Here is an 11,711-nt window from a genome sequence, read left to right as displayed (position 1 = left end):
CGTGCTCACTTCGCGGTCTTCATCATGGGGCCAGCGTTCCGTTGACGTGCGTAGAATGCGGACAGGACATCGAACGCGGATTTGCGTTGCCCTGTCTCCGAGATCAGACCCTTGCGATTCCAGCCCTGCTGGAATGCGTTCTGCCTCCGCGGTGAACGAAAATCCTTCAGGATCCAGGGCGACATGCCGCGCAACGTCGGGATATTCATCGCCATGGCGAGCGTCGCACGATAATAGTCGGCCTGGAATTCCTCGGAGAACTTCTGGGGCTCGGAGCGATCGTCGTGGAAGCCAGCCTTTGCATCCGCGCCGAATTCGGAGAGGATGAGCGGCTTGTCACCGGGTACGCGCCACTCCGACCGGCCGAGGGCCGGCAGACGATCGTCGCTGTACCAGCCGTTGTAGGTGTTGATGCTCATGACATCGAGCAGGCCGGCGAGCGGATCGTTCATCGTCATCACGGGATAATCGACGCTTTTCGCCCGATCGACGAGTAGAGCGGCACTCACGAGCCGGGTGTCGTCCAGACCGCGCACGTCCCGGATGAGGGTTCCGAGGAAAGCGTTGCGGGCCGGAGTGACGGGCGTCTCGTTCGCAACGCTCCATATTGCGATCGCGGCACGGTTGCGGTCCCGGTGGATGTTGTCGGCGATCATGCGTCGCGCGGCAGCCAGTGTCGCAGGGTCGTCCCACGCGATCAGCCAATAGACGGGCACCTCGCTCCAGACGAGCATTCCAAGCTCATCCGCCATGCGCGTGGTCAGTTCCGAATGCGGGTAATGGGCAAGCCGGACGAAATTGGCGTGCAGCCCCTGTTTGGCTTCGCTGAGCAGCGCGCGCGAGGCGGCGGGGGTAATTACACGGCCGGGATACGACCCCAGCTCTTCCTCGTGGATGCTCACGCCGCGCAGGAAGATCGGCTTGCCGTTGAGGAGGATTTCGGATCCACGCACCGCGACGGTCCTGAACCCGATACGATCGTGCCACGTATCTTCCCCGGCCTCGACATGGACGTCATACAGTCGGGGTTCGTCCGGTGACCAACGCTTCAGCGTACGCGGAGGAGAAAACCGGCCCCGCCAATCACCGTTCGAATCGGTTCGCCCGTGCAGCGTCACCTTGAGAGCGTCGATCTTCAACGTGACGGCCCGATCAGCGGCCTGCGGTCCGTCGAGATGCACGTCCGCGGCGATACGGCCATCCCGTGTCAGCCTGATCCAGGCATCATCGACGTAGGTATCCGCCGTATCGATCAGGCGGACGTCGCGTGTGATCCCGCCATAATTCTCCCAGTCCGTGACGGGAGGTGGAACGGTCGCTTTCGTCAGTGTCGAATCGACGCCGACGGTTATCTGATTGTCGCCGTTCCGAAGTGCCTGCGTGACCTCGAAGGCGAAAGGTGTGAACCCGCCTTCGTGCTGACCGATCGACTGGCCGTTGAGGTAGACGCGCCCGGAGTAATTGGCCCCGCCGAAGCGTAGAAACACGCGCCTGCCGGGCATCTTCCTTGCCGTGAAGTGGCGCTGATACCAGACCAGTCCCTGATAGTGCCGCATCTCGGCCGCGTGGATGAGCCAGCTTCCCGGCAAGGTGGCAGTCGGTGCGCGGTCCATATCGAACTCGAACAGGCTGCGTGGTTCCTTGCGCATCGTTTCGCCGACATCAATGTCGATCCAGCGCGTCTCGCTGCGACCTGGCGCTCCACCGTGGAAGCCGGCGATGCCGGAACGATAGGGATCGACGGAATAGTGCCAGGTCCCGCCAAGGTCGATGCCCGGACGAAGATCTCCGGCGACCAGGAGCGGGGAGGTGGCAATCGTGGTGGTGGTGTCCGGCTGTCGAGCCAGCACCCCGTTCGTCGATGCGAGCAGCACGACTGCGCAGAACATCGATGTTGAGCGGAGCAAGTTGAACCCTTTCGACATGTTCTTCACCGGATGACACAGGCGATCGAAGAGGCAGGTGGGAAGGCCGCTCTCCGCTTTCGCGGGGGCATCCGACCTCCCGATCATGGCCTTCTACAAGGTGGCGGTCGGTTCGCTCGTGAAAGCCCGGCCAGCGAGCGCGTCATAGCGTTCGAAGCTCTTTTGCATGTGCTGGCGCGCCGCCCTGCCCGCTTTGGCGGCATCGCCGGCGGCAATGGCCTTGTAGATGGCGAGATGGTCGCGATTGATGGTGGCGGCGTAGCCCGCATGGATCACCGGATCGTCGGCCTGCAGATAGAGCCGGCGGGAAGGAATGAAGCGAACGCCCAGGAACTCCGTGAAACGCGTATAATAGATGTTCCCGGTCGCATGGGCGATCGCCCCGTGGAAAGCCGCGTCGGCGGCGATGGAGGCATCGACGTCCTGACTCTTTCCCATCGCATCCAACGCCATTCTCATCGCGGCGAGATCGTCATCGGAACGGCGCACGGCGGCGAGCTGTGCCATCTCGGTTTCGAATCCCATGCGCATTTCGAGCAGCTTGAGCACGTCCTCGATCGCGCTGACTTCCTGCGGCGTTACCTGAAACGCGCGGTATTGCGCGCCATCCGCGACATAGGCTCCCGATCCCCGCTTCGAAATGAGGAGTCCACGCGCCGTAAGCCGGGCGAATGCCTCCCGCACCACGGTTCGGCTGACGCCGAATTCCTCCGTCACCACCTTCTCGGTCGGGAACCTCGAACCGGGTGGCAGTTCGCCTCTCTCGATCTTCTGTTCGAACTGCTGGACCAGACTGTCGGCGAGAGAGGCGGCTTTCGTTATCGGCATTGGCTCGCTTCTATTCTGCATCGGAATGATGGATGCGCGATTGGCGGGCACTGTTGCAGCAGAAGTCTGGTTTGTCACGGATCGCAGCATCTCAGCGATCCGCCGGGCTGAAGTGTGGCGCCCGACCGTCGCCATAGGCCTGCCCGTCGCCTCGGCCGTCGACATCGAGGCCACGATCCGATGCTGCGCCCGTGTAGGAGACGAACGGCTGTCCGACCACGACCCGGACCGGTGCGCGCTGATCGTCGTGCTCTCCCATCCGACGTTGCAAGTTCGTGAAGGCGTCCCGGATCGCGCTGGGCGCGAACACCGCCGCCCAAACGTCTTCTCCGACTGCAGCGGCATTCGGATGTCCGGCCAATACGCAGCCCAGCATGAGCGGGGCGAGAAGGGTGAAGCTGGGCATCAATCGTGACATGCGGTCCCCGTTTGCGCTGGGCAGACGACGGCAAGTCCGGCGAACGATCGCGCGGCAATCAGACCATCCCCTCTGCCGTTCGGCTGGTTGTGTGACAACATTATTGACAGCTGCGGCGGAAAAGGAAAGAGGTGTCTTCAGTCGGCGTCGATCGGCGAAGAGGGAGAGCATCGTGCGGCGCGTGGTCATCGGTCTGGCAGGTATGGCATCGTGTGTCGCGGTGGCGGCCGGCGCGCAAATGAATCGAGAGATTCACCCGGAACGCTGGCCTGCCGTGGCGACATCAACGGCCGACCCGGCGGCCGAACGGCGCATCGAGGCGATGCTAGCGGCCATGTCGCTGGAGCAGAAGGTCGGACAGACGATCCAGGCGGACATCGCGAGCGCGACGCCGGAGGACGTGGCCAGATATCATCTCGGATCCGTGCTGAACGGCGGCAGCTCGTCACCGGGTGGCGACGAATTCGGGCCCGCGTCGGCTTGGGTCGCGGCGGCGGACGCCTATTACGATGCGTCGATGCGGCCGAACGGCACATTGCCCCGCATCCCCGTGATCTGGGGAAGCGATGCCGTGCACGGCCATAACAACATCGTCGGTGCAACGCTTTTCCCGCACAACATCGGTCTCGGGGCAGCGCGTGATCCGGCATTGATCAGGAAGATCGGCGAGGTGACGGCCAAGGAGCTGCGGGTGACCGGCCTCGACTGGACGTTCGCGCCGACGATCGCCGTCGCTCGCGATGATCGCTGGGGCCGGACGTACGAAAGCTTCTCGGAAGATCCGGCGTTGGTCACGTCGTACGCCGGACCCTACGTGGAGGGACTGCAGGGTCGACGCGGCGATCGCGACTGGTTGAAGGGCGGTCACGTCATAGCAACCGCCAAGCATTTCCTTGCCGATGGGGGTACGCTGGATGGTCGCGATCGCGGCGACGCCAGGAGCGACGAGGCCACGTTGATCCGGTTGCACGCGCCGGCATATCGCGCGGCGCTGAGCGCGGGCGTACAGTCGGTCATGGCCAGCTTCTCGAGCTGGAACGGCGTCAAGATGCACGGCAACGCCGACCTGCTCAAGGGCGTGCTGAAGCATCGCTGGGGTTTCGATGGCCTGATCGTCGGCGACTGGGATGGCCATGCCAAGGTTCCCGGCTGCTCGCCGACAGACTGTCCCGCATCGATGGCGGCGGGGCTCGACATGTACATGGCGCCGGCAAGCTGGCGCCAGCTGTATGCCACGACGCTCGCGGCGGCGCGGACGGGGACGCTGCCGATGGCGCGGCTCGACGATGCCGTGAGGCGCATCCTGCGGGTCAAGCTGCGCGCCGGGTTGTTCGAGGCCGGACGTCCGTCATCGCGTCCTTTCGCCGGACGCTACGAATTGCTCGGGTCGGCGGAACATCGCGCGATCGCGAGGCAGGCCGTTCGGGAATCGCTGGTGCTGCTCAAGAACCAGGGTGTCCTCCCGCTGAAGGCGTCTGCTCGCGTCCTCGTGTCGGGGGATGGTGCCGACGACGTCGCAAAGCAGTCGGGAGGCTGGACGCTGACGTGGCAGGGCACGGGGACCAAGCCGGAACACTTCCCCCATGCGCAGTCGATCGGTGCCGGGATTGCAGAGGCGGTGAGGCGCGGGGGCGGTCATGTCGAGATCGCGCCGGACGGCCGCTATTCCGCCAGACCGGATGTCGCGGTGGTGGTTTTCGGCGAAGATCCCTACGCGGAATTCCAGGGGGATCGCGCCGACCTGCTGTTCGACGACACGCATGATGCACTTGCGACCATGAAGCGGCTGAAGGCGGATGGCATACCGGTGGTCGCCGTGTTCCTGTCCGGACGTCCCCTATGGATCAACCGGCACATCAACAGCGCGGATGCCTTCGTTGCCGCGTGGCTGCCCGGTGGAGAAGGCGGGGGCGTCGCGGACGTGCTGTTCGGCCATTCCGACTTCCGGGGTCGGTTGCCCTTCTCGTGGCCTGCCGATGCCAAAGGCCTGCCACTGAATAGCGGTGACACCGGTTACCGGCCGTTGTTTCCGTTTGGCTACGGCCTGACCCTTCGACAACGCACCTTGTGGAATGTCCTGCCGGAAGTGTCCGGCGTTCAGGAGGGTGGGGGATCGCCGGTGGGCTTTCTGTTCAGCGCCGGTCGCGCACAGGGTGGGCGCTCGCTGAAGATCGACGGAGCCAACGACAGCCCGCAGACGGTCACCGGCGTAGCGAACAACGGGTCCGTGGCAGTCCGCCTGGTGGATCGCGACCGGCAGGAGGATTCGGTCGAGGCCGCGTGGAGTGGCCGTTCGCGCGGATCGCTGCTGATAGCGGAACCGCGCGCTGCCGACTGGTCGCGATATGGTCCATTGGCGCTAACGCTCGCCATCAGGGTCGATGCCGCTCCCGCCGCACCCGTCGCAGTCGAACTGCGTTGCGGACCAGGGTGCACGGGGAAACGCGACGTGACCCGGGCGCTGAGGGATCTGGCAGGGCAGGGCTGGCAAACGCTTCGCGTCCCTGTCGGCTGTATGGCCGGCGGCGATGCGGGTCGCGTTACCGCGCCGTTCGTCATGACGACGACGGGCGCTCTGCGGGTCACCGTGTCGGCAATCGAAGTTCAACCCATGAGAGGAAAGGTTGTGTGCCCATGATGCTGATACCATTGGCTCTGGTCGCGGCTGTTGCCGCGCAGCCGGTTCTCCCGACCCCGGATGCGATACTCGCGTCGACCCGTCGCGTGGCCGACTGGCAATTGGCTCATAAGGACAGCATCGATCACATGCCGGCCGCACGCGCCAGTGCCCGCAATCCGCGCGACTGGCAGCAGGCGACATTCTGGGTCGCGCTGACCGAACTTGCGGATCGTGATCCGCACTACGTCGCCCCCCTGCTGGAACTTGGTCGTGCGCAGCAATGGCGGTTGGGCGACAAGCCCTTCCATGCGGATGACCAGCTGATCGCCCAGGCGTGGGAATGGGCCTCGCGTCATGGTGGCGGGCGTGCCGCGATCGCACCTGCGAAAGCGTATTTCGACAACGTCTTCAGTCACCGCCCGCAGGGAGCGTTGGCATTCGTGCCGCGAAATCCCGGCAGTGGCGATTCGGCCTGCACGGATCGCTGGTGCTGGTGCGACGCGCTTTTCATGGCGCCGCCGACGCTGTTGCGCCTGGGGCGCACGCTGCGCGACCCGCGCTACGCGACGTTCGTGCATGACGAGTTTCGCGCGACCGCCGACTATCTCTACGATCCCGCCGAGCGCCTCTTCTTTCGGGACAGCCGTTTCTTCGATCGTCGGGATGCGGCCGGACGCAAGCTCTTCTGGAGCCGTGGCAACGGCTGGGTCATGGCCGGCTTGGCCCGTGTGATCGACACCTTGCCTCGCGGCGACCCACATCGCGCATACTACATAAAGATGTTTCGCGACATGGCGAGTCGATTGGTGGCGCTGCAAAAGCCCGATGGTTACTGGGCGCCGTCCCTGCTCGACAACGGCAGCGGAACGCCTCCGGAGTCGAGCGGAACGGGCTTCTTCACCTATGCCTTCGCGTGGGGTGTAAAGGCGGGCATTCTTGATCGGCGGATTTATCAGCCAGCGGCCATCCGCGGCTGGGAGGCGCTGAACAGGGCCGTTCAGCCTGACGGCATGCTCGGCTGGGTGCAGCAGGTAAGCGATCGGCCGGATGCGGTCTCCGCCTCCGAGACGCAATATTACGGCACCGGGGCCTATGTGCTGGCCGGGACCGCTATGTATGATCTGGCGCAAACAGGCGTGCGCAGGTGATGCCGATCCGGGGAAGCGGTCTTCGTCGGTTCCCGTCCCGAAGCCGTCGATCCGATCGCCCTTCCGGATGATGTTGCGGCCAGCGACCGACGAAACGGTCGGCATGTGTCACCACGCCCGCCCGACCCAAGCATCGAAAATCGAGCCGACTTCACACGTCACGACGCTTCCAAAGCATCATGAATCAGCAAAATTTTTCATATTGATGTACGACAACATGAGCGACAGCCGTTGACAGTGTTTTTCATAGTTGTATGACATCGAAACGACATGACACCGGTAGCAGTGAGCCATTGAGCATCACCGCACCGTCAAGGGGAGGATGGAAAGTGCTGGTACGGACATCTGCGAAGGCCAAGGGTCGCTCGGTGTTGCTGGGGTCGGCGGCAATCCTGGCCATGGTGCCAGTTGCTGTCGCGGCGCAGCAGGCGCCAGTTCAAGGGTCGGCGAACAGCGGCAGCGTGGCTTCGCCAAGCGTTCAGCCCAACCCCGTGCAGCCCGAAGGTGCGCCGCAGGATCCGACGCAGGCGCGGACGGACGAGGTCGCCGGACCCGTCGATCCGATCGCACAGGCCGCACGGGACGCCGGCGAACAGGCTGGCGCAGACATCGTCGTCACCGGTGCGCGCGCGACGCAGCGGACCTCGATCGAGTTGAAGCGCAACGCGACCGTCGTCGTCGATGGCCTCGTCAGCGACGAAATCGGCGCGACGCCGGACAATAGCGTCGGCGATACGCTGGAGCGGATCGCGGGCGTTTCTGCGGACCGCTTCAAGGGCAATGCCAACGAACTGTCGGTGCGCGGCCTGGGGCCGACGCTCAGCTTCGCGACGTTCAACGGGCGCGAAGTCTCGACGGCAGGCGGCGACCGCTCCGTCGCGTTCCAGCAATTCCCGTCGGAGCTCGTCAACGGCGTGCTCGTCTACAAGACACAGCAGGCCGACTTCCTCGAAGGTGGCGTCGGCGGCGTCATCGAACTGCGCTCGATCAAGCCGCTCGACTACGGCAAACGCCGTCTGCAGTTCGAGATCCGTGGCGACTTCCAGCCGAAGGCAGACGACGTCTATCAGGAAGACGGCCTCGGCTATCGCGCCAACCTCTCCTACACCGACGTGTTCAAGACCGGCATCGGCGACATAGGCCTGTCGATCGGCTTCCAGCGTCAGGACACGACCGCGCCGGAAGACTATTACAACGCCAACGCCACGTTCCAGCCGTGCAACACCAGCGCGCTCAATCCGTCGCTCCTGACCGGGACGGCGGCGCAGTTGACCGCAGCCGGCGCAAGCGCGAATTGTGCGCTCGCGAACGCGCCGCGCGCCGTCACCGGCACGACCGTCGGCGAAACCCGCGGCGACGTATATTACGCCAACAGCTCGCGCAGCTTCCGCACGCAGCAGACCGCAGAGGTGCGCAACGCGCTGATCGGTGCGCTGCAATGGCGGCCCGCCCCCGATTTCGACATCACGTTCGACGGTCAATATTCGACGCGTGACAGCCTGGAAAAGCGCAACGTGCTGGGCATCACCGAAGGGCTGCGCGGCGTGCAGCCGCTGGTGATCGGCACCGGCGACAACGGCTATTCGAAGGGAGCGCTGATCAGCTACCGCGGCAACAGCTTCGTCGAGGACCAGCTGGAGCGCCGCAACCGCGACGAGGACTATATCGGCGGAGGCGTAACCCTCAGCTACACGCCGGGACCGTGGCAGTTCACCGCCGACGGTTCCTATTCCAAGTCGCATCGTACCGAGACACAGAAGCAGACGCGCATGCGCTCGACCAACCGCGTCGGCTACACGCTGAGCTACCTCGACGACGATGTCGTGCCGAACGTCGTGTTCGACAACTTCGATGTCACCAACCCGGCGAACTTCCTCAACACCGCCGCCAACGCCGTCTATGCGCGCAACCGCTTCGCCACGGATCGCAAGGACGCCATCTGGGCTGGTCGGTTCGACGTAAACCGCGAGCTGGAGGGCTTCTTCAACGCTTTCAAGTTCGGTGCCCGTTACAGCAATCATCACCGTACCAACGACAATGCGCGGAATGCCGACCTCAACACGCTCGTCGCGCTGAACGGACAGACGCCGGCGCAGCTGATCACCACCGCGAACCAGAATTGTCGCGCGCCGTTCACCACCCAGTCCTACATGGCGGGGCAGGGCACGAACGTGCGGCAGTGGGCGACGTTCGACAACGACTGCCTGTTCCGCACCTTCACGGGTAGCGACGATGCGCTGCCGTATCCGGCGGACGGGCGGGATCCCAGCGACATCGACGTGCGTGAGAGCATCTACGCCGCCTATGCGATGGCGAGCTTCCGCGGCGATGCCGGCACCATTCCGTTCAGCGGCAACATCGGCGGCCGCTTCGTCGATACCAAGATCACGTCGAAGGGCTTTCGCCAAGCCTATCTGATCACGATCGATCCGGGCGCGGACACCTATACGGTGGCGGTAGATCCGACCGGGCAGCTGACGCAGAACACCGCCAAGGGACACTATCGGTACTTCCTGCCGAGCAGCAACCTGGCGTTCGAATTGAGCGATCAGCTGAAGCTGCGCCTCGCGGCCTATCGGGCGATCGCACGCTCCGGCATCGAGAGCTTCGGTGCGGGCGTGAACCTCAATCCGTCGACCGGCACCGGCACCAACAACATCATCTTCAACGCGACGACCGGCAACCCGAACCTCAAGCCGCTGCGGGCCTGGAACGCGGACGTCAGCGTCGAATTTTATGCGTCGAAGGACACGCTGTTCGCGGTTGCGGGCTATCACAAGTGGATCACCGGTGCGGTAATCGGCCGGTCGGAGCCGATCCCGACCGACATTACCGTCACCACCACGACGACGGTGCCGGGCGCACCGCGCCAGACGCAGAACTTCACGATCTCGCCGGTCGCGCCGGCCAACGATCTGGAGACGCGTCACCTGTACGGGTTCGAAGCATCGCTGAGCCACGCCTTCACCTGGCTGCCATCGCCGCTGGACGGTTTCGGCGTCAGCGGCTCGGTCGGACGTGCCTGGGCAGACTTCGAATTCCCCGAAACCTCGCCGATCCAGTCGACCACGCCGATCCTCAACGAAGTCGAACCCGCCAATCTCATCGGCCTGTCGAACTGGACCGGCAACGGATCCGTCTATTTCGAGAAATGGGGCCTCTCGCTGCGCGCCAACGGACGCTATCGGTCGAGCTACTACAAGCCCAACGGCGGCACCAATCGTTCGGTTCGTGCGGGCACCTACCTGAACCTGTCGGCGCAGTATAACATCACCAAGAATGTTCAGCTGAAGGCGCAGGCGCTGAACGTCACCGGCACCAAGGACATATTTTACAAGGGCGGTTACGACAGCATCGCCGAGGTGTCCAACAGTGGTGCGCAATACTTCTTCGGGTTTCGGGTGCGCCTGTGATCAAGCTTGGCAAGGTATCATTTCTCCCCATCGGCCTTGCCGCCACTGCCGCTGCGCTTTCGGGCGCAGCGGCGGCTTTTTCCGAGCTTGAGCCCAAATCCACGACCGTAGCGTCCTGTCGCGCAGCGGAAGGGTATTCCGCATCGTTCGACGGTCGACGGACCTTTCTCCTTCATCCCGACCAGCTTCGGATCATCAAGGCGCGGCGTCCCGACGATCCGGCGATCGACGCGGCGTATCGGCAGATGATCGCGCGTGCCGATGCCGCACGTGTTCGCGAGCCGGGATCGGTGATGGACAAAAGGACGATCCCGCCGTCCGGTGATCGCCACGACTATCTCAGCATCGCTCCGTACTGGTGGCCCGATCCCGCCAATCCGAAAGGGCCCTATGTCCGCCGCGATGGAGAGGTGAATCCTGCTCGCGACGGTAACGGTTACGACAGGACCGCAATCGGTCGTATGAGCGGCGATGTTCAGGCACTCGGCCTGGCCTATTATTATACCGACGACGAGCGCTATGCCGCCGCAGCGGCACGGGCGATCCGTGCGTGGTTCCTCGATCCGGCGACGGCGATGAACCCCAACGCCAATTTCGCACAGGCCGTGCGCGGACGGGAGGATGGCCGCGCCGAAGGTGTGCTCGACACCAACGCCTTCCAGCCGGTGATCGAGACGATCGGGTTGATCGCGCCGGCGAAGGCGCTCACCCCATCGGAAATCCACGCGCTTGAGGCCTGGTTCGGCCGCTACGTCGACTGGATGCAGTCGAGCCAGAACGGCCGTGACGAACAGGCTGCAAAGAACAACCACGGCATCTGGTACGACGATCAGATCACGCACTATGCGCTGTTCGCCCGCCGGTTGGATGTCGCGCGCAAGACCGTCGAGGCGTTCCCGAAGCGCCGGATCGTGGCGCAGTTCACGCCGGACGGCCGGCTGCCGGCCGAGCTCGCACGTACGCGCAGTTTCCACTATTCGATCTATGCGCTGTCGCCAGCCTATGACGTTGCCGATCTTGCTGCGTGCGTCGGCAAGGATCTGTGGAACTGGCGCGACGACAAGGGGCGGGGCTTGCGCGCCGCGACCGATTTCCTTGCGCGCTATCGCGGGCAGATGGCGGCGTGGCCGTATAAGGAGATCAAGCCGGAACCGGGCGAGCTGGACCGGTTGCTCGCCCGTGCGGCCTGGGCATGGCCGGGGAGCTACGGGACCACGCCGAAGGGATATCCGATTGCGTTGACCGTTCGATCGCGGGCTGCCGTCACGCCTTAAGTACGATAAGTTGTGTTACAACTATGTTGACACAAGATCCTAAACTCGTCATTTTCCTTATCATCGAGGCGGCAGAAGCCGTCCG

The 11,711-nt window shown here is 64.1% G+C and carries 7 protein-coding genes; 4 read left to right on the top strand and 3 right to left on the bottom strand.

Annotation, left to right across the window (positions count from 1 at the left end; genetic code table 11):
- Positions 1 to 5 precede the first annotated feature (5 nt).
- The 3 genes from NF699_11125 to NF699_11115 all read right to left on the bottom strand — a co-directional run bounded on the left by NF699_11125 (position 6) and on the right by NF699_11115 (position 3,159).
- A complete protein-coding gene (locus NF699_11125) occupies positions 6 to 1,907 on the bottom strand; it encodes a beta galactosidase jelly roll domain-containing protein (GenBank protein USU03629.1) in 1,902 nt (633 codons plus the stop codon).
- 111 nt (positions 1,908 to 2,018) lie between these two features.
- Positions 2,019 to 2,843 carry a FadR family transcriptional regulator gene (locus NF699_11120; protein ID USU03628.1) on the bottom strand — a complete coding sequence of 275 codons (825 nt, stop codon included), beginning with the start codon at positions 2,841 to 2,843 and terminating at the stop codon, positions 2,019 to 2,021.
- 1 nt (position 2,844) lies between these two features.
- On the bottom strand, positions 2,845 to 3,159 hold the full coding sequence (locus NF699_11115; GenBank protein USU03627.1) for a hypothetical protein: 315 nt from the start codon (positions 3,157 to 3,159) through the stop codon (positions 2,845 to 2,847).
- A gap of 184 nt (positions 3,160 to 3,343) precedes the next feature.
- Between NF699_11115 and NF699_11110 the strand changes: the two genes are divergently transcribed.
- The 4 genes from NF699_11110 to NF699_11095 all read left to right on the top strand — a co-directional run bounded on the left by NF699_11110 (position 3,344) and on the right by NF699_11095 (position 11,626).
- Positions 3,344 to 5,809 carry an exo 1,3/1,4-beta-D-glucan glucohydrolase gene (locus NF699_11110; GenBank protein USU03626.1) on the top strand — a complete coding sequence of 822 codons (2,466 nt, stop codon included), beginning with the start codon at positions 3,344 to 3,346 and terminating at the stop codon, positions 5,807 to 5,809.
- Complete coding sequence (locus NF699_11105; GenBank protein ID USU07061.1) at positions 5,806 to 6,939, top strand: glycoside hydrolase family 88 protein; 1,134 nt, start codon at positions 5,806 to 5,808, stop codon at positions 6,937 to 6,939. The genes NF699_11110 and NF699_11105 overlap by 4 nt, the downstream gene beginning before the upstream one ends.
- A gap of 329 nt (positions 6,940 to 7,268) precedes the next feature.
- Positions 7,269 to 10,352, top strand: a complete 3,084-nt coding sequence (locus NF699_11100; GenBank protein USU03625.1) for a TonB-dependent receptor — start codon at positions 7,269 to 7,271, stop codon at positions 10,350 to 10,352.
- Complete coding sequence (locus tag NF699_11095; GenBank protein USU03624.1) at positions 10,349 to 11,626, top strand: alginate lyase family protein; 1,278 nt, start codon at positions 10,349 to 10,351, stop codon at positions 11,624 to 11,626. The genes NF699_11100 and NF699_11095 overlap by 4 nt, the downstream gene beginning before the upstream one ends.
- Positions 11,627 to 11,711: the final 85 nt, after the last annotated feature.

It is taken from the genome of Sphingomonadaceae bacterium OTU29LAMAA1 (assembly GCA_024072375.1).
Taxonomy (GTDB): domain Bacteria; phylum Pseudomonadota; class Alphaproteobacteria; order Sphingomonadales; family Sphingomonadaceae; genus Sphingomonas.
The sequence above is the reverse complement of the archived record's forward strand: the minus strand, read 5'-3'. Positions and strand labels throughout refer to the sequence as shown.